Here is a 25,453-nt window from a genome sequence, read left to right as displayed (position 1 = left end):
GGGCACCCCTGTGCCCGTTGTGTTCGCGATCCTGCTGTGTTGACAGGGCCAAATACGGTATTGTTTCCTTTGGTCTTGCACTTAAGAGCGGAAGGCGCTCGGCAGAGTTTCTGCGCCACAAACTCTTTAGGCCATGTCGTACAGCGAGGACCCACTGATTTTGTCGTGAGAGACCCGTTCGCCAGAGGCGAAGAGTCTCAGGAACTGACTTCGGTTTCGGAAACGTCGATTTGAACCGACCAGGGACCCTTGAGCCAGGGAGCGCCACGGTGCGAGGCCTGAAGACATAAAGCAACAACTCGGGAGGGGGAAATGGGGAATTTCGATATGCTGCGGGCCGCCTTTGTCTGCTCTTTTCTGGCCGTTTCACCACCGGTTGCAGCAGCTTCAGGCGAGGTGTCTTCCGATCGGAGCAAAGCCGAAGCCGCGATGCAGGATTTCAACCATGCAATGCTCTCAATTCTGCGTCGCGGCCAAACAGAACTGACCGCGAAGACGCGGCCGGTCATGATTATTGCGCGAAACGTCACCGTTGTGTCGGAGAACGGTGAGAAGTCCTATCCCAGAGACGGGCCGGGGTACAACGAGCTCAAATCCGTCTCACATGTCCTGCTTGGGATCATCGGGGCGGTGACGCCGTGGCCTGACGATGACGCGGCAATGACAAGGATGACGAAGGATTTCACGACCATCAGGAGTGAGATCGACAGCTTTCTTGCGGTGATCGACGGGCTCGACCTTCCGAAAGACACGCTCGCAAAACAGCGGGACATGCTCACGATGGCGGGTGCTTTCATCGACAAGGCATTGAAGGACGAAAACCTGACGCGGGCAGAGGTCACTCAAGCAATCAACGACATGCGTCCGCTCTGGGCTGCCAACATGCGCGATGCGGCACGGACCGAACTCGACTCGCTCCATCGTGCGGTCTCCGCGGCACGCAAGGATCTGGATGCGGACGCGTGGGCCCGAACCTATGTGGTGACCCATGGCGGCCCCAATGTCAGAGCAGTCAACGTCGTGCAGCTCTACCTGCAGCGGGTGATGCCCGACAAGGTGGCGGCCGGGCAGGTGCTTTTCGCGGTCGATACCCATGGCAAGGACAAAATGATCGACTATGCCGGTTACACCCGCATGCAGAGGATCGTCGGTGCCTGGGCCTTCGGGGATCCAAAGCGGATGGAAGTCGATCTATTGGGCTACGAGGCGGGAGCGATCCTGGACGAGATGATCCCGGCTCTTCCTCCTGCCGAGGCGACATTGGATTGAACTTGTGGGCTGCCAATCTGGAAGCACTTCTTACTCTTTCACGGAAGCGACAAGGCATGACAGATCCCGAGCGGTCGCCGCCCTTTACTCCGGTCCGGAACCCGACTGAGAAACAGATCGAGGCGATCCTGAAAGCATCATCGCACAATGCCGCGCGGCAAATCACCGATCCGCGAACGGGTGATGTTTATGTCTGGCCGTTTGAGCAAGCGGACCATGCCACCGGAGCGAAGAAACTGCTGGTGCCGTACAACCGCCCACCCGGCGACGGTGACGTTCTCACTCTTGATTGAGGGCGCACCAATTCAAAGGGCGGAGACCCTTCGAATTGGCTTAACAAAAATGCGACAACGGTGCTGCTGGCTTGTCGCGAGTTGTGACGCGGCCAAGCCTATGTGTGTTCCGAAGGCTTGAAGCCGTTGCAGACAGACAACGAACGGTCGAGGGGCAGGGGCACCCGATTGCCGGTCCGGTCTGCGTGATAAATGGCCGTCGCCAGCTCGATCGAGTCCCGGCCGGCGGACAAGGTCACGGCATGGCTCGCTTTTCCGTCAAGATGATCGGCAATCGCTTCAAAGTATCCGGCGAACCCTTCCAATGGCAGGTCAGCAGCGCCTGGGACGGCATCTATTTCTGCCTGGCGATCTTCATCGCGCGCCAAAAACTGCCATTCGGCTTCGCCTGGCGCATAGGGCACTTGTCCGCTTTCCACCGTCACGTGCTCGAACACCATGCGCAGACGGGACGTATCATCTGCTGCGCCAAGCGTGATTGAAGAGGTGACAAGGGCTCCGGTTTCGGTGCGCATGGCGATCGCCGCGCAGTCTTCCGTTTCGATCTTGTTGATCGAGGTGTTCAGCATCGCGGAGATCTCGGTCACACGTCCAAAGTGGAGCGAGATCAGATCGTGAATGTGGATGGCATGGCTCAAAACCGCGCCTCCCAGTTCATGAGCGAACGTTCCACGCCACGGGTTGGCGTAGTAGTCCGACTGCCGGTTCCAGTGGGTTTCAAGGGAAGCAACCCGAGGTGCGCCGACGAGACCTGCCTCCTGCAGGCGGCGGAGTTTGTGAAGACCACGGCCATACCGATACTGGAAAACTGGGAAAATGAGCCGCCCCGACGTGCGCTCGGCCTCGGCAAGACGGTCAGCCTCCTGGAGTGATGCGGCCATCGGTTTTTCGACAATGACGTGCTTACCCGCCGCCAGCGCCTCAAGCGTGACCGGCCCATGCATGACCGGCGGAAGGCAGATGTCGACGATATCTATATCGGGATCGGCGAGGACCTCGGCGATCGATGTCGAAGTCGTCCCTCCTGTTCGCAGCGCCTGGCTTTCAGCCAGTTCCTCGTTCAAGTCGCAAACGGTGCGCACCTCGAAGCGATCACTCAATTGAAGCAGACCGTCGATGTGCTTGATACCGATCCCGGCTCCGAGAACTGCAACCCGATAAGTCACTGCAACGACCCCAGACGGGTTGCCCCGGCCTGTGCCTTCAAGGCCAGTTCCATGACCTTGAAGCAATGAGCCTGCGTCATTGCTGTTTCCGTTCGATTGTTCACGTCGCTGATCAAGTTCGCGAAATAGGGAAGGTCTTCGCCGGAGGCGTCGATGTACTCGCAGCGGTCCTTGTTGACGAGAAACACGTGATCGGTGCCGTCGCGACCGGCGATATCGACGTATTTTCGCAACTCGATCTGTCCTTCGGTGCCGGTGATCACGAGACGGCCATCGCCCCAGGTTGGAAGACCGTCGGGCGTATACCAGTCAACGCGGATGTATCCCTGCTTGTTGCCGGATCGCAGCAGGATTTCGCCGAAGTCCTGAAGACCCGGATCATCCGGATTGGCGAAGTTGCCGACAGAAGAAGTTACGATGTCCGCATCGCGGGCATCGGCAAAAAACAGAAACTGGTCAATCTGGTGCGAAGCGATATCCGCAAGAATGCCGCCATACATCTTGTCGTCGAAAAACCAGTCCGGCCGCGTCGGACGGTTGAGCCGATGCGGACCGAGGCCGACCGTTTGAACAACTTCACCGATGGCCCCGACCTTGACCAGCTCTGCCGCCTTGCTAACGGCGGGCACTTCAAAACGTTCCGAAAAATCAATTGACCAGATGCGGCCGGTTTCAGCGACGCACGCCTTGAGCGCGGCAAGCTGGTCAAGACTTGTGCAGCCGGGTTTATCCAGCATGACATCCTTGCCGGCCCGCATTGCTTCCATGGCCCGGTCGGCCCGGCGCGCCGGAATGTCGGCGATCAGGATCATGTCGATCTCCGGATCGTCCAGAAGCGACTGCCGGTCAGCAACCCTTGGCACATCCGGAAAGCGTTTCAAAAAGCCTTCGACGGGCTGAGGATTTCCGTCGGTCCACCAGCCCTTGCAAGTGCACCCGTGCTCCATCATGCCCGAAAGTTGACCAAAGATATGGCGGTGGTCGATGCCCACCACGCCGAGTGTGAGGGGTTTCATTGTTTCTTCCTTAAGGGTGAGCGACCGGAACGCGCGCGCCTTCCGCCGACGAGCGTTCCAGTGCGGCAATGAGGGAATGTGTCTGCAGGGCATCTCTCCCGGTCACGCGGGGTGCGCGTCCGGTTAGTGCTGCATCGGCGAAATCCGCGATCAGATCGCGGTGCCACTCATGGGTAAAGGCCATGGGATCCGCGCCGCCTCCAGTTGCCGCAGTTTCGCCGACGACGGTTTGTTCGCCGGAGCGCCAATCGATGGTGAGCGTCCCTGATTTCAGAAGCGCGCTTCCCTTCTCGCAATCGAGGCGAATGGATTCCGCATCGCCGGGATACGCAGCCGTCGTCGCAAACAGCGAGCCAACAGCGCCTGAGGCAAACCGCAAACCGCCGGCAACGAAGTCTTCCGCCTCCATCTTGTGGAAGGCTGTTGTTGCGGCGAGGGCCTGAACGGAGGCGACGGGGCCCGTCAGGGACAGCATCAGATCGAGCGTATGGATCGCTTGCGAAATCAGGACGCCGCCGCCATCGCGGGCATAGGTGCCGCGCCCGGGCTCATCATAGTAACTTTGATCCCGCCACCACGGCACTTCGACGCGCACAACGCGGATCTCACCCAGGTCGCCCTTAGCAAGCGTGGCGGCCAGTCTTTCGCTCGCCTGACGAAATCGATGCTGGAAGACAATTCCGAGACTGACGTTGTTCTCTTCGCAAATTCCGACGATACGCCGGGCTGCCTCAAGATTGCGTTCCAGCGGCTTTTCGCTCAGGACATGTTTGCCGCTCCCGGCAAACAGGCGAACGATGTCTTCCCGCGCGTTGGGAGGTGTCAGGATCAGCGCGGCATCGACCGAGGGATCACGGGCAAGTTCTTCCAGGCTGTTTGAAACGGCAAAGCCGTGTTCCGCGGCAAAGGCAGTCCTGGTTGCTTCGCTGCGTGCGTAAACGCCTTTTACGTCGATCGTGCCCGAAAGGTCTTTGAGTGCCGCCGCATGGGGCTTTGCACCCATACCGCAGCCGATGACGGCCAAACCGAGTTTTTTCAAGACGACACCCCATTGGTGATCACCTTGCCGTCAGCATCAAACAGGTGCATCTGCGCCCGATCAAAGCGTAGCTTCAGCACTTCGCCATTATTGACCGGCAATTGTCCGGGCTGATGAATGGTCAGGTTATCGATGCTGTCTGCTTCGCAATAAAGGTAGGTTTCGCCGCCCAGTTGTTCGGACAGGAAGACCTTTGCAGTGATGTCGTCCAACCCGGTGTCGTCCGAGATCGCGATGTGCTCCGGGCGAATGCCGCAGGTCACGGTGTCGCCGGGACTGATGCCGGAAACCGCGGGTAGGGCGACGCGCATATTTCCTGCAGTCAGAGCAATTCCGTCTCCGTCTGCCTCGGCTGTTGTTTTCAAAAGGTTCATGCGCGGCGACCCGATAAAGCCGGCCACGAAAGCATTTTGCGGATTGTTGTAAAGGTCGAGTGGTTTGCCCACCTGCTCGACCACGCCGCCTTGAAGCACGACAATCTTGTCGGCAAGCGTCATCGCTTCCGTCTGGTCGTGCGTGACATAGATCATCGTGCCGCCAATCTTGGCGTGCAGCGCAGCCAGTTCCTTGCGCATGGCAACGCGCAATTCCGCATCAAGGTTCGACAAGGGTTCGTCGAACAGGAAAGCCCTGGGATCGCGCACGATCGCGCGCCCGATGGCCACGCGCTGGCGTTGACCGCCGGACAACGCCTTCGGACGTCGGTCCAGATAATCGGTGATCTGCAACATCTCGGCGGCTTCGCGCACGCGCTGGTCGATTTCGGCCTTCGGCATTTTCGAGTTTTCGAGACCGAACGCCATGTTCTTGTAGACCGACATGTGCGGGTAGAGCGCATAGGACTGGAACACCATGGCAAGGCCGCGTTCGGATGCTGGAATGCCGTTGACCACCGAGGCGTCGATTTCAACCGCCCCGCTGGTTATGTCTTCAAGTCCGGCGATGATGCGCAAAAGAGTGGATTTGCCGCATCCCGAGGGCCCGACGAAAACGACGAATTCGCCGGAGTCCACGGACAGGTTGATCCCGTGGATCACGTCGACCGCGCCGTAGGATTTGCGCACGTCTTTCAGTTCGATTTGGGTCATCTTGTTGTCCTTTTCCTACCGGCTGCGCATTTTACCGGCGAGACTTGGTTCGGCGCGTTGCAGCCTGAGCGGGGGGAGCCCTTTCAGGATCTGCCCAACATCATCCAGCATGGCTTCACGAATCCGCGCATAAGACGGCTGAATGCCGCCTGCCAGGTGTGCGGAAAACAGGACATTGGGTGTCCTGCGGATAGGGTCATCGTCCGCGACCGGTTCTTCCGGGAAGACGTCGACTGCCGCCCGGAAGCGGCCTTGGGCAGCAAGATCAAGAAAATCGGAAAACGTCACGATTTCTGCGCGGCTCGCCAGGATGACGCTCGCGTCCTGGCGGATCGTCTGAAGCTTCGCCCGGTCCAGAAAACCTTCGTTTTCTGTGGTCACGCCGGACAGCAGGAACAGAAACTGCGGTCTGGAAAGAGCTTCCTCCAAAGAGACCGGTTCAACCCCTTCGCTCGTCAGGTATCCGTTCGAAAGCCAGGGGTCGTGAACCAGGATGCGGCAGCCGAAGGGGCGCAGGAGCGGAACCAGCGCGCGGCCAAGATTGCCGTAGCCGACAAGTGCAACGTCAGAGTCATAAAGGGAGTAGGCCTCGCCGTTCCCGGCAATCCCGTAGGCTTCCTTTCCATCCCGGAAAAGACTGTCGGAAACGTGCAGACCGCGCGCCAGCATAATGGCTTGACCGATACAGAACTCAGCAACGGCCGGCGCCATGCACGGGGCCGCCGACAAAACGCGGATACCGCGCGCGTGGGCTTCCGCATAGTCGATGTTGGGTTCCCAGTTGGCTTTGACGTTGAGGATGCCACGCAGCTTCGGCGCGCGATCCAGCCGTTCCTTCGGCATTGCCGTCTGGCCGATGATAACTTCAACATCACCGAGGATGTCTTCAACCATGCTGTCGGGTGCACGGCTGCCGAAATGGGACACCACCCGGCCCATATCGCTCAGCGCGTCTTCCGTCGCCTTGTCATAGACCATCATCTCGTTGCGAGGGAATGGATCCAGAAAAATGAGCGGCTTCATTCACTTCATTCCCGAGTTTGCGATGCCCGTGGTGATGAACCTTTGCAGGAAGGCAAAGATGAGCACGACCGGGATGAGCGTTACGACTGTCATGGCCAGAATGAAGTGCCACTGCACGTCGAGCTCTCCCTGGAAGGCGTTCAGGCCGAGTTGCAGCGTGTAGACTTCGGACCGGTTCAGGACGATCAGAGGCCAGAGGAAATCGTTCCAGCGCCACATGATCGAGAAAATGGCGAGAACGGCAATGGCCGGCATGGCGAGCGGCAGGACCACGCGCCAATAGATCTGCCATTCACTGGCCTTGTCCATGCGCGCCGCTTCTATGAGGTCTCGCGGCAGGGTGAGCATATACTGGCGCAGCAGAAAGACACCTGTCGGCGTTGCCGCGCCGGGCAAGATGACGGCCCAAAGCGAATTGACCATGTCGAGCGAGGTCACCACCAGATAGACCGGCACCAGGATCACGGTTATGGGGATCATCAAGGTGCCGATCACGAACAGCATGATCGCGTTTCGGCCCCTGAATTCGTAGATCGACAGGCCGTAGGCGGCCATGGAGTTGATCAGGAGCGTGATCGCCGTCGCAACCACTGTTACGACGACAGAGTTCCACAAGTATCGCCCGAAGTTAAACCTCTGCAGAGGTTCTACATAGTTTTCGGTTGCAATCCGAAACTCCCGCACAGGCGTGCGATCGGAGATGGGCACCTTGTAGGTGTTCTCGGGGTTCGCCGGATCCACCATCTGGCTGACGATGCCGATGCGCCGGATCTGTGCCAGGTCTTTCTGTGTGCCGTCCTCCAGCGTTGCGCGGAAGACGGGCAGGGGATCGTCATAACCTTCCACTTCGACACTGATCTGACCAAGCGGCAGCATGGTTGGCGGGAATTCGAGCAGTCCGGCTGGCGTCTTAAAGGAAGACAGGACCAGCCAGACGACCGGTCCGAACATCAGCAATATGCCGAACCCCAGATAAAGGTAGGTAAAGATATCGGTCCAATGCAGCTTGCCATTGCCGCGCCGGGCTGTGAGCAGGGTGCCGACCGTGACCCGGTTTGCTGTCGCATCAGCCATTGTCGCGCCTCCTTGTGGCAGCCAGTTGCATCATTGTCAGGGCGAACAGCATCACGCCGAGAACGACCGAAGCGGCAGATGCCAGTCCGAAATTCTGTACCTGGTTGGTAAAGCCGGTGTTGTAGATGTACTGCACGATGAATTGCGTCGCGGTTCCGGGCCCACCGCCGGTCAGGACGTAAACCTCGTCGAATATCTGCACGCCCTTGATCAGCGCCAGCACGATGACGACAAGCATGTTCGGCCAAAGAAGCGGCAGTGTTATTCGCCAGAACACACGCTCCTTGGAGGTACCGTCCATTTCCGCGGCTTCATAAAGATCCGGGGGAATGGCCTGCAGGCCAGCAAGCAGGATGAGCGTGTAAAATCCCATATGTGCCCAGATTGACACAAAGATCGCCCAGAACATCGCCCATTCCGGCGAAACGAAGAACAGGATCTTGTCGAAGCCAAGCGACACGAGAAACGCGTTCAGGATGCCGTCGCGCAGCAGGATCCACTTCCAGATCAGTGCAACCACGACCGGTGACAAGAGGACAGGGAAGAAAAAAACGGCCCGGAAAAAGCCGCGCGCCCTGATCTTGCGGTTCAGGACAAGGGCTGTGATCAGCGAAAACAGGACAAGAAAGGCAACCTGGAAAAACACGAAGATGGCCGTGTTGAACAATCCCTTCCAGAACCGGTCTTCCTGGCAAGTCGTCGTGTCCGCATAGTTCTCGCAATTGAAAAGAAACTCATATTGTTCCGTTCCGACATAGACACGGTCTTGCGGGAAGAGATTGGTGCCGCCTGTCAGCGAGAAGCCGAAATTGATGAACAGCGGAACGACAACAAACAACCCGAAAAAGGCAAGGTTCGGTAGCAGGAAAACATAGGGCATCGGCCCGATGCCGCCGAGTTTCTGAATTGCTCGAAACGGAACATCGAGAATTCTGAAAAACATCTGCAGCGGCCAGCCGGCGACCGTCTGAAGCCGTTCAGACAGCGTCATCTTTGTGTCGGAAGACATGATCTAACTCGCAAAACGCGCCAGGAAAGAGATATCCCGGCCTTGCGGCCGGGATAAAGGCAGTCGCTTAGTTGCCGCGTTCCTTCTCGGCAAGCTGCTTCTCGACGTCCTGGGTCATGCGCTCAAAGGCCTGGTCCAGCGTCAACTCGCCGACAATGGCCTCGCCAAGACGTGAAATCAGGGCGTTGAACATCACACGGTTGTTCGCGTAACCCTGCAGATCGAAGGCAACTGGCGAGATGCTTGGTACAGCGCCGGCAAAAGTCTCAAGTGCATGGATTGCGCGCGGATCTTCGGACGCGAATTCGACACCACCCTCAGCCAGGCCAAGATGTCCTGGGATGAAGAGGTTCTTGCCGTAGAATTCAGCAAGATTTTCTTCCTGGGCAAGGAATTCCATCAACTTGGAAACTTCCTCAGGATGCTCCGTGTCCTTTATCGCAACAAGCGCTGCGCCACCGGGCATGCCGGTGCAGGCTGCCGGTCCGCAAGGGGCGGGAACTGCCCACCAATCAAACGCATCGCCTATCTTGTCCGCGAACTGCGGGATCTGCCAGGAGCCCGACATGTACATGACGACCTGCGCGTTAGCGAAATCCTCGTTTGCGCCGAGATAGGTCGAACCGGAAACCGAGCCCCAGAGCTCCTTGGCCATGGTTCCGTCCTGGTGCCAGTCATAGAGCTTTGTCGCCATCGCCTTCAGGCCGTCATCGACCAAGGCCGGATTGCCGTCGGCATCGAACATTTTCGCACCTTGCGCGATTGCAGGGCCCGACACGCGGTGACCGGACCTGTCCCATGCCATCGGGATCGGAATATCCAGCTTGGAAGCGACCTCGTTGACGGCAGTCGCCCAGTCGTCCCATGTTGCTCCTTCGCCTGGCATTTCAACACCGGCCTGTTCGAACAAGGTCTTGTTCACGTAAGGGCCGGTCACGCTCAGCTGCGTCATGAAGCCGGAAATGGCATCCCCTTCAGGGGACAGCCATTTGAGGAACGGACCGAAGCTTTCGCGCCAGTATTCCGTGTTTTCCAGGTGCGGCGTCATGTCGAGGTAGTATTTGGACAGGCCGCCCAGATCGGTCACGCGGGCCAGATCCGGTCCGTCGCCGGCCGCCAGTTGCACGGGCAGGCTTTCAATGATTGCCTTGTAGGGAACAACGTCCAGAGTGACGGAGACGTCCGGGTTCTGCTGCTCGAACTTGTCGAGCAGAGCCTGCATGGCTGCGCTCTCATTACCGTCGTCGTACCAGGTCATGCGCAACTCGGTTTCCGCCATTGCGCTGCTGGTCATGAGGGCCAGCGACAAGATGCTGGTTCCCAACAATGATTTCATTCGATAGGTCATTGGTACTCCTCCCGACCGTTAATCAGCCGTCATCAACAAGCTCTCAAGCTTGCTTTTGCAGCAAGGCACCATTTTCCGGTACCAGTTCCAGAACCGAGTGCACATGCATGCGCATGGCCTGAGCGGCCCCATCTCCATCCCCCGCAAGAATGCGGCGGACAATTTCCAGGTGATCGTTGTAGGCACGCATGGAGCGGTAAGGTATGCCTGCCATCATGAGGTAACGTTGCCGATCGACATGTCCCTTCACCGAGTGAACAAGGCGCCAGGTGTTCGGAACACCCGCCAGCTCCGCCAACCGCGCGTGGAATTGTTCATCTTCGCGGAAGAATGTCGCGTAATCGTCCGCGTCTGCCGCCAGCTTCTGGATTGCAAATGACTTTTCCACGTCTCGGTTGTCGAGGCCCTTTTCCGCCAGGCGGCGCACCACCGCTTCCTCAAGCGCAGACCGCATGAAAACCGCTTCTTCTAGCCGATCGGTGTCCTGGGATGCGACCACCGAGCCAACCTGTGGCCGCGTGACGATCAGGCCTTCGCCTGCCAGCTGTTGCAGGGCTGCCCGGAGAGGCGTGCGGCTAATATTCATCTGGGCCGCCAAAACGGCCTCGCTGATCGAAGCGCCGGGGGGCAGACGGTTGTCGACGATACACTGCCGGAGATATTCGTAGGCCTGCGGCGCAATCGGTTGGGAAGAATTGACACGCCACCCCGAAAAGAGGTTTTCCGCGCTGAGCGTTTCAGAGTTCATGCCGCTCCCTCTTCATTTCCAGCGCAGTCATGACGCCTCGCAATTCAGCCAGACCCTTCAATCTGCCAACGGCCGGGTATCCGGGCTGTCCGTCCATACCTAAATCGCTCAGGATGGCCTGCCCGTGGTCGGGCCGCATCGGAATTTCGTGATCCGCACGGCCTTGGCGGCGGCGTCTGGTTTCCTCCCCCAGGAGCGCTTCGATCACCGAGACCATGTCGGTTTGCCCTGCCAGATGCTCGTCTTCGAAAAACGAGTTTGGAACGGTTTCGGACGTGCGCCGGACGTTTCGCAAATGAGCGAAGAAAATCTTGGGTGCAAACTCGCGCGCGATTGCAACGCAATCATTGTCGGCGCGTGACCCCAGCGAACCGGAGCAGAACGTCATGCCGACTGCGGGACTGTCGACCGCAGCAAAGAGGGAACGGTAATCCTCCGCTGTCGACTGAACGCGCGGTAATCCAAGCAGCGGAAAAGGGGGATCGTCGGGATGGCAGCACAGGCGCAAGCCGAGCGTTTCGGCAAGCGGGGCAACGGCTTCAAGGAAGTCGATGTGATTGCGGCGCAGCCGGTCCTGATCAATGCCTTTGTACCGCGCAAGCTGTTCGCGTAGTTGTGGAAGCGTCCAGCCCGCCGCCGCGCCGGGCAAACCCATGGTGACATTTCCCGCAAGCTGCCTGCGGCGGTTGTCATCCATATGGTCGTAGGCTTGACGAGCCTCTGTTTTCACCCCATTCGACCAGTCCGTTTCTGCATCCTCCCGCTTGAGGATGAACAGGTCGAACGCGGCAAAGTCGATCACGTCGAAAGCCATGGCTGTACCGCCATGATGCATGCGGGCATTCAGATCCGTGCGCGTCCAGTCAAGCACCGGCATGAAGTTGTAACAGACAGTTTGGATTCCGGCCTGCGCGAGCGCTTCAAGCGAATCCCGGTAGGCGGTAAGGTGTGATTTCCAATCTCCGGACTGGGACTTGATTTCCTCCGACACCGGCAGGCTTTCAACAACATCCCATGAAAGGCCGTTGTCCCCGTCCGTTACTTCGCGCTGACGTTTCCTTATTGAAGCAGTGTCCCAAGCCACACCTGCCTCTAGGTGATGCAAGGCGGTGACGACACCAACAGCACCGGCCTGCCGGATATCCGACAGGGAAACTGTGTCATGTGGACCGAACCATCGCCACGTCTGCCGCACTAGCTTTTCCTCCCGATTGATGTTCTAGTATACCAGTAACGATTTGGCAAGGAATCCTTCGAGCAATGGGATTGAGCAAACAGAGGCTGCTCGAGCTGACGGGCTGTCAGATCAAACGTTCCGGCGAATGGTTTGATGAACGGCGGTGGATAGTCGGCGACGTCCAATGCTTTGAAGGAATTGTGAAATCTGAAGAGAGCACCATTCCGGCCCGTCTTTTGCTGCCGCCAAGCTCAAACCGGACAGGCACTGGAATTCTTTATGCGCATGCCCACGGAAACCGTTATGAGATCGGCATGGCCGAAGTCACGGACGGACGTCCGAGCCTGTTGCAGCCGCCGGTTGGCCTCTGGCTTGCGAAGCAGGGACACACTGTGCTCTGCCCGGAGATGCCGGGTTTCGGAAAACGTCAGTCCGAGGGAACGGAATCGGCTCTGAGCAAGAAGGCACAATGGAACGGCAGGCCGCTTCTTGGCCTTATGCTGGATGACTTTGGACGAGGTTTTTCGGCATTGTCGGCACTCCACGGGATAGCGCCCGACCGCATTGCCACGTTCGGGATCTCAATGGGTGCAACTCTGTCCTACTGGTTTGCCGCGCTGGAAGAGCGCGTCGCACGCTGTGCCCATCTTTGTGCATTCGCAAGCATCGGGGAATTGCTCAAGACCGGTGCGCATGATCTGCACGGGCACTACATGACAGTCCCCGGATTGCTGTCCGAGCACGACATGGGTGATGTAGCCGCACTCGTCGCGCCACGGCCGCAGCTCATCGGGGTCGGCCTTGACGATCCGCTGACCCCCAAGGCGGCATTCGAAGTGGCGTTGGCGCCTGTCGCGAAAGCCTATGGCGATTGTCCGGAACGGCTGGAAACCGTGATCGAACCATCTGGTGGACACGCGGAAACGCCCGCAATGCGATCGGCGCTGAAACACTTCCTGGCGCCTCTTTGAGTGTCCGCGCGGGCTGTTCTTACCTTCAAGAGCAACTTGATTTCAACAACTGATTGCGGAATCAGATTAGAGCTAAAATATTGAATTTAATTATAAAAGTTATCATTTCGTTTCAGGGATAGTGAAGATATATCCAAGCCTCACAAGTCAGGATTGTTGTTTCGGGTCGCTCGAACCGGTCCCTTGAATGGAATGCAATTGAAGGGGCAGGGGTCCTATTTGAGCCAAATTGTTTTCGTCACTTTCAGCCCAAGTCCGCATTGCCGTATACCGTCACCCGAATGACCGCCTTTTCGGTCGGGGGGGACAGGGGCAAAAGGCGATACGTATCTTTGGTTGGGGGTCAAATGATTGTCGAAGAAACAAGCCTGCCGGGCGTCCTTCTGATCACGCCGAGGCTGTTTGAGGATGAGCGGGGCACGTTCTCCGAGACTTGGAACGGGCGGGCATTTTCCGAAAGCGGTATCGGCACGCAGTTTGTTCAGGACAATCACTCTTTGAGCAAGCAAAAGGGCACGGTTCGCGGACTGCATTTTCAGGCTCCGCCGCATGCCCAGGCCAAACTGGTGAGATGTACACGTGGCAGCATTTTCGATGTGACTGTCGATATCCGCCGCGGAGCGCCGACCTATGGCAACTGGTTGGGGGTCGAGCTGGGCAACGGGAACAGGCACCAACTCTTCATTCCGGAAGGTTTTCTCCACGGCTTCATAACCCTCGAAGATAACTGCGAAGTTGAATATAAATGCTCCGCATACTACGCACCGGATTGTGAAGGCGCTGTTCGCTGGGACAGCTGCGGAATCTCCTGGCCACAAACAGGTGCCGAAACAGTTCTGTCCGAAAAGGACGCGAAGGCGATAGACTTCGCGGACTTTGCCACTCCATTCGAGTTTCGGGGTCGTTGATGAAAATTCTGGTAACGGGCGGTGCGGGTTTCATCGGGTCCGCTGTTGTCCGGCGCGCGGTCAAAGAAGGTTTTGGCGTCATAAACGTGGACGCTCTGACCTACGCGGCGTGCCTCGATAACGTGGCTCCCGTTGCGGACGACCCGCTCTACGCCTTCGAGCACGCCGACATTCGCGACCGGGGCGCATTGGAGCGGATATTTGCAGACCATCGTCCTGATGCAGTTCTCCATCTGGCAGCGGAAAGTCATGTCGACCGGTCCATCGACGGTCCGGCAGAGTTCATCGAAACCAACATCAGCGGTACCTTCAACCTTCTGGAAGCGTCGCGACGATATTGGCAAGGGCGCAACCGGCCCGAAAGCTTTCGCTTCCTCCATGTTTCAACTGATGAAGTCTATGGCTCTTTGGGGGAAACGGGGCACTTCACCGAAGACACCCCCTATGATCCGCGCAGCCCGTATTCGGCTTCCAAGGCGGCCTCGGATCACCTCGTGAGGGCATGGTTTGAAACCTATGGGCTGCCCGTCCTAGTGACGAACTGCTCCAACAACTATGGCCCCTATCATTTTCCCGAAAAACTAATCCCTGTGATCATCTTGAACGCACTCGCGGGCCAGTCGATCCCCGTCTACGGTGCGGGTGAGAATGTGCGGGACTGGTTGTATGTTGAAGATCATGCCGACGCGCTCTTGCTGGTTTTGCAAAAGGGCATCCTCGGCCGCAAATACAACATCGGCGGCGAAAACGAGTGTCGGAACATCGATCTTGTCAGAGAAGTCTGCGCAATTCTCGATCGGAAACGACCATTGGCCGGCGCTTCATATGAAAGGCAGATCACCTTCGTTAAAGATCGACCGGGGCACGATCTGCGCTACGCGATCGATCCGGCGCGCATTCGCGATGAGCTTGGGTGGCGGCCGAGCGTCAGTCTCGAGGAGGGATTGGAACGAACCGTTCAATGGTATCTCGACAACGAGACCTGGTGGCGGGCGCTTCAAGACCGGAGCGGCGTCGGTCAACGGCTCGGGATCGGTGCAGGCGCAAAACCATGATCCTCGTCTTCGGGTCTGCCGGACAGGTTGCCACGGAACTCAAGGAGGTGTTGCCGGACGCAGTCTTTTTGGGGCGGGACCGGCTGGACCTTGCCCGGGCCGGCGGCATCAGCGAAACCATTCGAAAGATTGCGCCCGCCGGCATTATCAATGCGGCTGCCTATACTGCCGTCGACAAGGCTGAAGATGATCAAGACGCCGCCCGGAGGATCAATGCAGACGCACCGGCGGCGATGGCGCACGCCGCGGCCGCATCTGGCATTCCAATCATACAGCTTTCAACCGACTACGTGTTCGACGGCCACGGTGACGAGGCCTTTTTGCCCGATGCGCCAGTTGGACCACTTGGCGCCTATGGGCGGACGAAACTGCTTGGGGAACAGGGCGTGCGCAAATCAGGCGCAATTCATGCGATCTTGCGGACGAGCTGGGTGTTTTCCGCCCACGGCTCAAATTTCCTGAAAACCATGCTGCGCCTGTCGGAAACGCATCGCGAACTGACGATCGTCGCGGACCAGATCGGCGGTCCGACACCTGCTGCATCGATTGCTTTTGCAGCGGTCAGAATCCTGGAGGCGCTCCAGCGCGAACCAACAAAGTCGGGGACCTACCATTTCGCCGGAGCGCCGGACGTGAACTGGGCAGACTTCGCGCGCGAAATCTTCCGGCAAGCCGGCCGCGAAATCCGCATTACGGATATACCAACCTCCGACTATCCGACACCCGCGAAACGGCCCGCAAACTCCCGCCTGAACTGCAGTTCGCTGGCCGCGTTCGGCCTTGAGCGCCCCGACTGGAGGGAAGGTGTTTCGGATGCCTTGAAGAAACTGGGTGTGATTTCATGACTGAGCGCAAGGGTATCGTTCTTGCCGGTGGCTCCGGTACCAGGCTTTATCCGCTGACCATAGCGGTCTCCAAGCAGCTGATACCGGTCTATGACAAGCCTATGATCTACTATCCGCTGTCGGTTCTGATGCTGGCCGGCATACGCGAAGTGGCGTTCATCACAACACCGGAAGACCAACCGCTTTTCAGGCGCCTGCTCAGCGATGGCAGCCAATGGGGCATGCGGTTTGAGTATATTGTGCAGCCTTCGCCGGACGGACTTGCGCAAGCCTACCTTCTGGCGGACGACTTTCTGAAGGGCGCTGCCTCCACAATGGTGCTGGGAGACAACATCTTCTTCGGTCACGGATTGCCGGAATTGCTGATCGCCGCGGACCGTCGGATGATGGGCGGGACGGTTTTCGGATACCATGTCGCCGATCCCGAGCGATACGGCGTTGTGAAGTTCAACGACGACGGTGTCGCGGAAGAAATCATCGAAAAACCAAAGGTGCCGCCGTCGAACTTTGCGGTCACGGGACTTTATTTTCTGGATGGGGACGCCCCGGAGCGCGCGAAACACATAAGGCCGTCAGCCCGTGGTGAACTTGAGATCGTGAGCCTTCTGGAAATGTACCTCCAAGAGGGAAAACTGAACGTTGAAAAAATGGGTCGGGGGTTTGCGTGGCTCGACACCGGAACGCACCAATCGCTCCTGGATGCCGGCAACTTCGTTCGGACGCTCTCCGTCCGGCAGGGCATGCAATCGGGGTGTCCGGAAGAGATTGCATTCAACAACGGCTGGATTGACCAGGAAAAACTGCTTGAACTCTCGCGCGTCTTCGGGAAAACGCAGTATGGAAAGTATCTTGAATCACTTGTTTAGCCTGTCCCCGGTGCTCCAAACGATGTTCAACGGCGATAACTCTTCTTGGGGCGGGTAATGCCAGCGCTTCTGATCCGGGTGGACTATTGAAATGGAACTTGAAGTTACAATGGCTGACAGGCTTCTGGCATTGCTGGAAGACAAGACAGCCCGGGTCGGTGTTGTCGGCCTTGGCTATGTAGGGCTGCCGCTTGCTGCAACGGCGGCGCTTCAAGGTTTTAACGTGACTGGCTTTGACATCGATGCAGACAAGATCCGGCAACTGGATCAAGGCGAGAGCTATATCGCTGCGGTGTCGGATGACATGCTTGCCGAAGCCGGACAGGTTGGTTCGCTCTCCTGGGCAGCCGATTTTTCCAAGCTTGCAGACTGCGATGTTGTCGTCATATGCGTGCCAACGCCCCTGACGCGCCACCGTGACCCGGATTTGAGCTATGTCGAAAACACCGCCAGAGCCATTGCCGCTCACATGCGTTCGGGCACTCTGGTCGCGCTCGAATCCACGACCTTTCCAGGCACCACAGAAGAAATTCTCACGCCAATCCTGGCAAGCTCCGGGCTTCTGCCGGACAAGGACTTCTGGGTCGCCTTCAGTCCGGAGCGTGAGGATCCGGGCAACAAGTCCTTTCGCACGCATTCCATCCCGAAAATCGTCGGTGCCGATACCGAAACCGCGCGCAGGCTGGCGGTCGCCTTCTACGAGAAAGTCGTCGACAAGGTAGTGCCTGTCTCAACCGCGAAAACTGCAGAAGCCGTCAAGATTACCGAGAACATCTTTCGCGCGGTGAATATTGCCCTCGTTAACGAGATGAAGGTGATCTACGACGCCATGGGCATCGACGTCTGGGAAGTGATCGAAGGAGCGGCGACCAAACCGTTCGGTTTCATGCCGTTCTATCCCGGCCCCGGGCTCGGTGGGCACTGTATTCCGATTGACCCCTTCTATCTGACCTGGAAGGCCAGGGAGTATGGACACGCCACCCGATTCATTGAGCTGGCGGGTGAGATCAACGTGAACATGCCGCACTATGTCATTGCAAAATTACGCGAAGTGCTGGACCGGCAGTGCGGGAAGGGGCTTTCCAAATCCAGAATTCTGCTCGTCGGCATCAGCTACAAAAAGAATGTCCCGGATATGCGCGAAAGCCCGTCGGTGGTGCTTCTGGACATGATGTTGCAGGCTGGCGCTGAAGTTGATTTTCTGGATCCGCATATCGAAACGATCCCGAAGATGCGGGAATTCCCGCACCTGCTCAATCGAAAGGCAACGCGCTTTGAGGATGTGACCGCCGAAGACTATGACGCTGTCCTGATTTCGACGGATCACGATGTCATCGACTATGAAGGTCTGATCCGTTTGGGACTCCCTGTTGTCGACACCCGCAACGCCATCGCTTCGCGCGGCCTGCCGATGGATCTGGTAACAAAAGCATAGGGTCCGTAACCTGGTTTCGAGGCGATCGCCTAAGACGGTGCGTTTCGTTGCGACGGTGCCTTGGTAAAGGCATCCGGTTGCTTGGCCTCGCCAGACAAACGCTGATGTTGCGCCGCGTCCGCCCACCAAACCAGCTGGTGCAGTGTTCGGTCCAGGTATCCGTCCCATTGCGCGGCATCGACGGCGTCGAGATAGGTTCCGTCTTCGTCGAGGACCTCTTGCGCCTTGGGCACGTGGATCATGGCAGACACCGGCAGGCATCCGAGCTCAGCCAGGAATGTGCGCATGTTCACGGCAGCTCTGGCACCGCCCCATTGGCCGGCGGAATAGGTCACGATTGCGCTCGGTTTGTAGGAAAAGAGCGAACTGCCGAAATGGTTGAGCAGATGAGCCAGCGTCGGCGACATGGAATGATTGTATTCCGGGCTCACCATCACGTAGCCGTCGGCGGAGGCAATTTGGTTCGCGAGCGCTTCAAGCTGCTCCGGAGCCTTACCGCGAGCGTAGGAAAAATGCGGCTTGAACGGGCTCGGGAGGTGGATCTTCAGTGGATCGACCAGAATGGGTTCGGCACCTTGGGTGCGTAGCCTGTCAACGCAGGCTGCGGCCACGCGCTTACCAAGCCGCGCTGGACGTGGCGGTGTGCTGTCTCGTTCCGAACCAATGAAAACCAGAAACTTCATAAGGCTCCCCATGCCAGGGTGGGCGGCTTTTGAAAGCAAGGCCGGTGCTCAGAACATGACAGGTTTGCATGTCTGCTTCGCGTCGGATTTCTGCCAATTCGAGCCAAAATCACGTAATACCTTTACAATGCCATTGGCTACTTGGGAACACCCTGGAGCTTCCAAATCACCCCAAATATACCCGGTAAGGGCATGGAAAGCATTGAAATTCTCATTTTGCAACTTAACGGTCGACAAATGGTATTAAATAGGTATTATATTTTGAGAGGCTGACGGAAATGCTTTGGCTGCAAAAAACTGGCCCCGCGAAGAGAGCGCGGTCAAAGTGTATTGCAGCTCCGCGGCGCGGAACGTGGAAACCGGGGGAAGGGGCATTCTCTCGTCGGACTGGATTAAACGAAAAACGACACAAACCGAGTGAATACAGGGAACAGCGCAATGACACGTAAGTTTTTATCCTTGGCAATGGTCAGCACCGCTCTGGTTACCAGCAGTGCGTATGCCGAAGACGTCACGCTGACGATTGAAAGTTGGCGGAATGACGATCTGGCTCTCTGGCAGGAAAAAATCATTCCGGCTTTCGAGGCATCTCATCCGGGCATCAAGGTGAAGTTTTCGCCGTCTGCACCGACCGAATACAATGCCGCCCTGAATTCCAAACTTGACGCTGGATCCGCAGGCGATCTGATCACCTGCCGCCCGTTCGACGCATCTCTTGCCCTGTTTGAAGCCGGTCATCTGGTCGACTTGGACGACATGGAAGCGATGGGCAACTTTTCCGATGTGGCCAAGGCGGCATGGCAGTCAGATGACGGGTCTGCCAGCTTCTGTGTTCCGATGGCATCCGTGATCCACGGCTTCATCTACAACAAGGACGCGTTCAACGAACTCGGCGTGGAAGTCCCGACCACCGAAGAAGAGTTTTTCGCCGTTCTGGACAAGTTCAAGGAAGACGGCAGCTACATCCCGATGGCGATGGGCACCAATGACCAGTGGGAAGCGGCCACGATGGGCTACAACAACATCGGCCCCAACTACTGGAAAGGTGAGGAAGGCCGCAACGCCCTGATTAAGGGCGAGCAGAAACTGACCGATGAACAGTGGGTTGCTCCTTTCGTAACACTGGCCAAATGGGGCCCGTATCTCGGTGACGGATATGAAGCCCAGACATATCCGGACAGCCAGAACCTGTTCACACTCGGCCGGGCGGCGATCTATCCTGCCGGCAGCTGGGAAATCTCCGGCTTCAACACGCAGGCCGATTTCGAAATGGGTGCTTTCAAGCCGCCGGTCCGCAATGCCGGTGACACCTGCTACATTTCCGACCACACCGATATCGGTATCGGCATGAACGCCAAGACCGAGCATCCGGAAGCCGCCAAGACATTCCTGGCCTGGGTTGCCTCTCCGGAATTCGCCTCGATCTTCGGCAATGCCTTGCCGGGCTTCTTCCCGCTCTCCAAGACACCGGTTGATCTGGAAGATCCGTTGGCCAAGGAATTTGTCGGCTGGCGCGACGAATGTGAAAGCACGATCCGGTCCACTTACCAGATCCTGTCGCGTGGCACGCCGAACCTGGAGAATGAAACCTGGGGTGCTTCTGTTGCCGCCATCAAGGGGACGGAAACACCTGAGGCGCTTGGCCAGAAACTTCAGGATGGCCTTGCGAGCTGGTACGAGCCGCACAAGTAATCCTCGCACATTCGCATACTTCCCGGACGAGCTTTGTCTTGTCCGGGACCCTTTGACCGGAGCTTCGGATGAGCAAGCCTCGCTTTCGCTGGCACATCGTCGTGTTCCTGGCCCCAGCGGTCCTTGTCTACACGGCGGTCATGATCTTCCCGCTTTTCAACACGCTGCGACTTGCTCTTTACAGCAAGATCGATCAGGAGCGCGTGTTTGTCGGATTGCAGAACTTCACAACCCTTTTCGGCGACCCGATCTGGGCCGATCAGTTCTGGAACGCTCTGGGCAATAACTTCTGGTTTTTCCTGATCCACATGCTGGTTCAGAACCCGATCGGGATCGCGCTGGCAGCCATCCTGAGCCATCCGCGGCTGCGCTTCGCAGCCTTCTACCGCTCGGCCATTTTCATTCCCACGATCCTTTCCTTCGTGATTGTCGGTTTTGCCTGGAAACTCATCCTGTCACCGATCTGGGGCATCGCGCCCGACCTCTTGAACGCTGTTGGTTTGAAATCGCTGTTTGCACCCTGGCTGGGCAAGGAAGAATACGCACTGACGACCCTGTCCCTGATTTCGGTCTGGCAGTTTGTCGGCATACCGATGATGCTGATCTATGCGGCGCTGCTGTCCATTCCTGAAGAAATTCTCGAGGCCGGAGAAATCGACGGCATTACCGGGATGTCGGCCTTCTGGAAAATCAAGCTGCCGCTGATCCTGCCCTCTATCGGCATCATTTCGATCCTGACATTCGTCGGCAATTTCAACGCCTTCGACCTGATCTATACGGCGCAGGGCGCCTTGGCAGGACCGGATTTCTCAACCGATATTCTGGGTACCTTCATGTACCGCACTTTCTTCGGGTTTCAGCTTCAGCTTGGCGACCCCTACATGGGCTCTGCGATTGCCAGTGCCATGTTCGCGATCATCCTGATCGGTGTGTGCATCTATCTCTTCGGCATCCAGACCCGGATGCGCAGATATCAGCTCTAAGGGGAGGGAGTGATGAACAAGGCCCGCACCAACCCACTCAACACCGCCGCGATGCACGGCGCGCTGATCCTTTACACGCTGATTGCCCTGTTTCCGGTTTTCGTGATCCTGATCAACAGCTTCAAATCGCGAAGAGCAATCTTCCGCGAGCCGCTCGCTTTGCCGGACGCTGAAAGCTTTTCGATGATTGGCTACCAGACGGTCATGAAACAGGGAGATTTCTTCCTCTACTTCCAGAATTCCATGATCGTCACCGTCGCCTCGCTGTTCTTCATCCTGCTCTTTGGTGCAATGGCGGCTTTCGCGATCAGCGAATACCGGTTCCGGGGCAACATGCTCATGGGGCTCTATCTGGCGCTCGGCATCATGATCCCGATCCGGATCGGGACTGTCGCCATTCTGGAAATGATGGTCGCGACCGGTCTGGTCAATACGCTGACGGCGCTGATCCTGGTCTATACGGCGCAGGGTTTGCCGCTCGCCGTCTTCATATTGAGCGAATTCATGCGCCAGGTCTCTGAAGACCTCAAAAACGCAGGCCGGATCGATGGCTTGTCGGAATACACCATCTTTTTCCGTCTGGTGCTGCCTCTGGTCCGTCCTGCCATGGCGACGGTTGCCGTCTTCAACATGATCCCGATCTGGAACGACCTCTGGTTTCCGCTGATCCTTGCACCGGCCGAGGAAACCAAGACGCTGACACTCGGCAGCCAGGTCTTTATCGGTCAGTTTGTAACCGACTGGAATGCGGTGCTGTCCGCACTCAGCATGGCCATTCTGCCTGTCCTCATTCTTTACGTGATCTTCTCGCGTCAGCTCATCCGCGGCATAACCTCAGGAGCCGTCAAATGACCCGGGTTTTGATAGCCGGACTTGGAAATATGGGGCTCTCCCATGCTTTGGCACACCACCGGCACGAAGCGTCCGAGATCGTCGGCCTCGTCAACCGGTCGGGCAGCGTTGAACATGCGGAGCTTGCCGCGTACCCCGTGTTCACCAGTTACGAAGTCGCCTTGGAAAAGACTTCGCCGGACCTGGTGGTGATTGCCACCTATTCCGACAGCCACGCAGACTACGCGATCGCTGCCATGTATGCCGGGGCGCACGTCTTTGTCGAAAAACCGCTTGCAACGTCTGTTGAAGATGCAAGACGCGTCGTCGCCTGCGCTGAGGAAACGAACAGGAAGCTGGTGGTCGGCTACATCCTGCGTCACCACCCGTCCTGGGTGAGGCTGATCGAGGAAGCGCGCGCGCTCGGCGGGCCCTATGTCTTTCGCATGAACCTCAACCAGCAAAGTTCGGGAGCCGAATGGGAAACCCACAAGGCGCTGATGGAGACGACGGCTCCAATCGTCGACTGCGGTGTTCATTATGTTGATGTCTGGTGCCAGATAACGGACGCCAATCCGGTCAAGGTCAGCGGCATGGGGCTGCGGCTCTCCGACGATATCGCGCCGGACATGTATAATTACGGTCATTTCCAGGTGTTTTTCGACGACGGATCCGTCGGCTGGTATGAGGCTGGTTGGGGCCCGATGATGTCCGAGACGGCTTTTTTCGTGAAGGATGTCGTCTCACCGGCCGGGTCGGTCTCCATCGTGGAGGGCAACAAGGGCGCATCCGCCGATGTCGATGGGCATACTAAGGTCGGTGGCCTTCTGGTGCATCGGCCGGGCGGTGACACCAGCATTGATCTGCCGGATGAGCCCGGGCACCAGGAACTCTGCGACGCCGAACAGGCATATATGCTGCGCGCCATTTCCGAAAATATCGATCTCTCCCGTCACATGCAGGATGCGGTCCGCTCGTTGGCGATCTGCCTTGCAGCCGACGAGAGCGTCCGCACCGGCCAGCCGGTCTCACTAAAGGAGCCAACGCCATGACGGCGCTCACTCTGCAAAACGTCAACAAGTCCTTCGGCCCCGTTCATGTTCTCAAGGACGTCAATCTCGAGGTCGAAGACGGTGAGTTTGTCGTTTTCGTCGGACCATCGGGGTGCGGGAAGTCGACATTGCTTCGCGTGATCGCAGGTCTTGAGGACGTGACGTCGGGCGATGTGCACATTGGCGGCGAACACGTCAATCTCACGCCGCCTTCCAAGCGCGGCATTGCCATGGTGTTTCAAAGTTATGCGCTCTACCCGCATTTGAACGTCAGGGGCAACATGTCGCTCGCGCTGAAACAGGAGCGGCAAAGCAAGGACGTTATCGAGCAGCGCATCACCGAAGCCACCCGCATGCTCAATCTCGAGGAGTATCTCGATCGTTATCCGTCAGAGCTTTCGGGCGGCCAGCGCCAGAGGGTCGCGATTGGCAGGGCGATCGTGCGCCACCCGAAGCTGTTCCTGTTTGACGAGCCGTTGTCCAATCTGGACGCAGCGCTCAGAATGAACACGAGGCTCGAGATCGCGAAGCTGCACCGTCAGCTGGAAGCCTCGATGATTTACGTCACGCACGACCAGTCCGAGGCCATGACCCTCGCAGACAAGATCGTTGTCTTGAGAGACGGCCGCGTCGAGCAGATCGGCAGTCCGATGGAGCTTTACAACAACCCGGTCAACCGGTTCGTTGCCGGCTTTCTCGGGTCACCGGCCATGAATTTCTTGCCAGCCGGCCTCGTTAGGGAAGGTGACGAGCGGACCCTTGGGGTGCGTCCGGAAGACCTGTTTCTGTCAGAGAACGGCGAACTGAGTGCAACTGTGGAGCATGTCGAGGAGCTTGGCGGCGACACCAATGTCATTGCAATGGTCAAAGGGAACCAGCTCACGGCGCGACTGTTCGGTCAACATGCCATCGAGCCGGGCAGGGAGCTCAACTTCGCGATTTCCGAAGGAAAGTCCTACTACTTCGACGCATCTGGAGACCGCTTGAGCGCCTAAAGAACGCTGATTCCCGGTCCGGCAGAAGCGCCTGGGCGGTCCATGAAAGATCACAATCGGGCCAGACAGTTTGCATCAGGCTGCGCGACGCAAGGGTGGCTGTGCGGGGTCTTCGCAGAGAAGATGTCTCAGTTGCTGTCTGGCTCTCAAAATCCGCGTTTTGACTGTTCCCACCGGACATTCAAGCATTTCGGCAATTTCGGAATAAATGTAGCCCTGGAAATAGGTGAGCTCTATGACCGCCCGCAGTTCCGGCTTCAATTGTTCAAGCGCCTTGAGAATATCGCGCCTTTGGATCGCACGTGCGGCCATGTCTCGCGTGTCGCTGATCGCGCAGGTGTCGATATCGAGATCCAATTTGTGCCGGGCAAGTTTCTGCCGCTTTTTCTTCGCGATCCGGTAAGCGATACCGAACATCCAGGTCGATACCTTCGACCGCTTTTGAAAGCTTGCGGACGATCGCCAAATCACCAGAAAAGTGTCATTGGCGACTTCCTCCGCCGCCGCGTGGTCGCCGGTCAATCGGTGCGCGAATGACGCTAGCTTCACGAAATGTCTTTGATGAATTGTCTTGAACGCCCGTTCGTCGCCATTCGTCACGGCCGTCAGAAGCTGAACATCATCCGGACGGTCAGCGCGCGCGCTGTCATTTTCAAAAGAAACGGTGTTTCCCATCAAAGCTATCGAGCCTCAAGCATGGAACGAGCGTTCACCGGCGGCACAAAGCACCGGCGCTCACGGGTTCCTGTGGTTTAAAGATCCGGCGTTCCACGGTCTTCCGCAGAACCTGCTCTCAAGGTGAAGGCTTGTCGGGGCAAAGACTTATGACGGGCGTCACAACCAACGGATGCTTCTTTGCTCATATGCACAAATTTGGCGTTCAAACA

The 25,453-nt window shown here is 57.7% G+C and carries 25 protein-coding genes; 13 read left to right on the top strand and 12 right to left on the bottom strand.

The window, feature by feature from the left end; genetic code table 11:
* Positions 1 to 312 precede the first annotated feature (312 nt).
* The gene (locus RBB47_RS08600) at positions 313 to 1,269 is read left to right on the top strand and encodes a hypothetical protein (protein ID WP_305985359.1); all 957 of its coding nucleotides are present in this window, start codon (positions 313 to 315) and stop codon (positions 1,267 to 1,269) included.
* Between the two features lie 56 nt (positions 1,270 to 1,325).
* Positions 1,326 to 1,562, top strand: coding sequence for a hypothetical protein (locus RBB47_RS08595; protein WP_305985358.1), 237 nt, complete (start codon positions 1,326 to 1,328; stop codon positions 1,560 to 1,562).
* A 98-nt stretch (positions 1,563 to 1,660) separates the two neighbouring features.
* Here the strand turns inward: RBB47_RS08595 and RBB47_RS08590 are convergent, their stop codons facing one another.
* From RBB47_RS08590 to uxuA, 10 genes are all read right to left on the bottom strand, one after another.
* Positions 1,661 to 2,728, bottom strand: a complete 1,068-nt coding sequence (locus RBB47_RS08590; RefSeq protein ID WP_305985357.1) for a Gfo/Idh/MocA family protein — start codon at positions 2,726 to 2,728, stop codon at positions 1,661 to 1,663.
* A complete protein-coding gene (locus RBB47_RS08585; protein ID WP_305985356.1) occupies positions 2,725 to 3,744 on the bottom strand; it encodes a Gfo/Idh/MocA family protein in 1,020 nt (339 codons plus the stop codon). Before RBB47_RS08585 ends, RBB47_RS08590 begins: the two co-directional genes overlap by 4 nt.
* A 10-nt stretch (positions 3,745 to 3,754) precedes the next feature.
* On the bottom strand, positions 3,755 to 4,783 hold the full coding sequence (locus RBB47_RS08580) for a Gfo/Idh/MocA family protein (RefSeq protein ID WP_305985355.1): 1,029 nt from the start codon (positions 4,781 to 4,783) through the stop codon (positions 3,755 to 3,757).
* Positions 4,780 to 5,871: an ABC transporter ATP-binding protein gene (locus RBB47_RS08575; RefSeq protein ID WP_305985354.1), complete on the bottom strand. Its 1,092-nt coding sequence runs from the start codon at positions 5,869 to 5,871 to the stop codon at positions 4,780 to 4,782. Before RBB47_RS08575 ends, RBB47_RS08580 begins: the two co-directional genes overlap by 4 nt.
* 15 nt (positions 5,872 to 5,886) lie before the next feature.
* Positions 5,887 to 6,894, bottom strand: coding sequence for an NAD(P)-dependent oxidoreductase (locus RBB47_RS08570; RefSeq protein ID WP_305985353.1), 1,008 nt, complete (start codon positions 6,892 to 6,894; stop codon positions 5,887 to 5,889).
* Positions 6,895 to 7,968 carry a carbohydrate ABC transporter permease gene (locus tag RBB47_RS08565; RefSeq protein WP_305985352.1) on the bottom strand — a complete coding sequence of 358 codons (1,074 nt, stop codon included), beginning with the start codon at positions 7,966 to 7,968 and terminating at the stop codon, positions 6,895 to 6,897.
* Complete coding sequence (locus RBB47_RS08560) at positions 7,961 to 8,977, bottom strand: carbohydrate ABC transporter permease (protein ID WP_305985351.1); 1,017 nt, start codon at positions 8,975 to 8,977, stop codon at positions 7,961 to 7,963. Before RBB47_RS08560 ends, RBB47_RS08565 begins: the two co-directional genes overlap by 8 nt.
* Before the next feature lie 67 nt (positions 8,978 to 9,044).
* The gene (locus RBB47_RS08555; RefSeq protein ID WP_305985350.1) at positions 9,045 to 10,325 is read right to left on the bottom strand and encodes an ABC transporter substrate-binding protein; all 1,281 of its coding nucleotides are present in this window, start codon (positions 10,323 to 10,325) and stop codon (positions 9,045 to 9,047) included.
* Between the two features lie 43 nt (positions 10,326 to 10,368).
* The gene (locus RBB47_RS08550; protein ID WP_305985349.1) at positions 10,369 to 11,073 is read right to left on the bottom strand and encodes a GntR family transcriptional regulator; all 705 of its coding nucleotides are present in this window, start codon (positions 11,071 to 11,073) and stop codon (positions 10,369 to 10,371) included.
* Positions 11,063 to 12,268: a mannonate dehydratase gene (gene uxuA, locus RBB47_RS08545; protein WP_305985348.1), complete on the bottom strand. Its 1,206-nt coding sequence runs from the start codon at positions 12,266 to 12,268 to the stop codon at positions 11,063 to 11,065. The genes RBB47_RS08550 and uxuA overlap by 11 nt, the downstream gene beginning before the upstream one ends.
* A 182-nt stretch (positions 12,269 to 12,450) precedes the next feature.
* On the opposite strand from uxuA, the gene RBB47_RS08540 reads away from it, so the two are divergent.
* The 6 genes from RBB47_RS08540 (at position 12,451) to RBB47_RS08515 (ending at position 18,330) form a co-directional block, all read left to right on the top strand.
* Positions 12,451 to 13,221 (top strand): dienelactone hydrolase family protein, encoded by a 771-nt coding sequence (locus RBB47_RS08540; RefSeq protein ID WP_305985347.1) that lies wholly within the window; start codon positions 12,451 to 12,453, stop codon positions 13,219 to 13,221.
* Between the two features lie 347 nt (positions 13,222 to 13,568).
* The gene (rfbC, locus tag RBB47_RS08535) at positions 13,569 to 14,129 is read left to right on the top strand and encodes a dTDP-4-dehydrorhamnose 3,5-epimerase (protein ID WP_305985346.1); all 561 of its coding nucleotides are present in this window, start codon (positions 13,569 to 13,571) and stop codon (positions 14,127 to 14,129) included.
* Entirely contained in the window at positions 14,129 to 15,184 is a 1,056-nt protein-coding gene (gene rfbB, locus RBB47_RS08530) for a dTDP-glucose 4,6-dehydratase (protein ID WP_305985345.1), read from the top strand. The genes rfbC and rfbB overlap by 1 nt, the downstream gene beginning before the upstream one ends.
* The gene (gene rfbD / locus RBB47_RS08525) at positions 15,181 to 16,029 is read left to right on the top strand and encodes a dTDP-4-dehydrorhamnose reductase (RefSeq protein WP_305985344.1); all 849 of its coding nucleotides are present in this window, start codon (positions 15,181 to 15,183) and stop codon (positions 16,027 to 16,029) included. The genes rfbB and rfbD overlap by 4 nt, the downstream gene beginning before the upstream one ends.
* Positions 16,026 to 16,895: a glucose-1-phosphate thymidylyltransferase RfbA gene (gene rfbA / locus RBB47_RS08520; protein WP_305985343.1), complete on the top strand. Its 870-nt coding sequence runs from the start codon at positions 16,026 to 16,028 to the stop codon at positions 16,893 to 16,895. Before rfbD ends, rfbA begins: the two co-directional genes overlap by 4 nt.
* A 91-nt stretch (positions 16,896 to 16,986) precedes the next feature.
* The gene (locus RBB47_RS08515) at positions 16,987 to 18,330 is read left to right on the top strand and encodes a nucleotide sugar dehydrogenase (RefSeq protein ID WP_305985342.1); all 1,344 of its coding nucleotides are present in this window, start codon (positions 16,987 to 16,989) and stop codon (positions 18,328 to 18,330) included.
* A 29-nt stretch (positions 18,331 to 18,359) separates the two neighbouring features.
* Here RBB47_RS08515 and RBB47_RS08510 read toward each other — a convergent pair whose 3' ends face one another.
* Positions 18,360 to 19,013, bottom strand: a complete 654-nt coding sequence (locus RBB47_RS08510; protein WP_305985341.1) for an NADPH-dependent FMN reductase — start codon at positions 19,011 to 19,013, stop codon at positions 18,360 to 18,362.
* Positions 19,014 to 19,451: 438 nt separating this feature from the next.
* Here RBB47_RS08510 and RBB47_RS08505 point away from each other — a divergent pair, with 438 nt between their 5' ends.
* The 5 genes from RBB47_RS08505 to RBB47_RS08485 all read left to right on the top strand — a co-directional run bounded on the left by RBB47_RS08505 (position 19,452) and on the right by RBB47_RS08485 (position 24,566).
* A complete protein-coding gene (locus RBB47_RS08505; RefSeq protein ID WP_305985340.1) occupies positions 19,452 to 20,705 on the top strand; it encodes an ABC transporter substrate-binding protein in 1,254 nt (417 codons plus the stop codon).
* Between the two features lie 68 nt (positions 20,706 to 20,773).
* Positions 20,774 to 21,688, top strand: coding sequence for a carbohydrate ABC transporter permease (locus tag RBB47_RS08500; protein ID WP_305985339.1), 915 nt, complete (start codon positions 20,774 to 20,776; stop codon positions 21,686 to 21,688).
* A gap of 12 nt (positions 21,689 to 21,700) precedes the next feature.
* A complete protein-coding gene (locus RBB47_RS08495; protein WP_305985338.1) occupies positions 21,701 to 22,540 on the top strand; it encodes a carbohydrate ABC transporter permease in 840 nt (279 codons plus the stop codon).
* A complete protein-coding gene (locus RBB47_RS08490; RefSeq protein WP_305985337.1) occupies positions 22,537 to 23,571 on the top strand; it encodes a Gfo/Idh/MocA family protein in 1,035 nt (344 codons plus the stop codon). The genes RBB47_RS08495 and RBB47_RS08490 overlap by 4 nt, the downstream gene beginning before the upstream one ends.
* A complete protein-coding gene (locus RBB47_RS08485; protein WP_305985336.1) occupies positions 23,568 to 24,566 on the top strand; it encodes an ABC transporter ATP-binding protein in 999 nt (332 codons plus the stop codon). Before RBB47_RS08490 ends, RBB47_RS08485 begins: the two co-directional genes overlap by 4 nt.
* A gap of 75 nt (positions 24,567 to 24,641) precedes the next feature.
* On the opposite strand, the gene RBB47_RS08480 is transcribed toward RBB47_RS08485, so the two are convergent.
* Positions 24,642 to 25,241: an RNA polymerase sigma factor gene (locus RBB47_RS08480; RefSeq protein WP_305985335.1), complete on the bottom strand. Its 600-nt coding sequence runs from the start codon at positions 25,239 to 25,241 to the stop codon at positions 24,642 to 24,644.
* Positions 25,242 to 25,453: the final 212 nt, after the last annotated feature.

Source organism: Roseibium sp. MMSF_3544 (genome assembly GCF_030732845.1).
Classification (GTDB): Bacteria; Pseudomonadota; Alphaproteobacteria; order Rhizobiales; family Stappiaceae; genus Roseibium.
The sequence above is the reverse complement of the archived record's forward strand: the minus strand, read 5'-3'. Positions and strand labels throughout refer to the sequence as shown.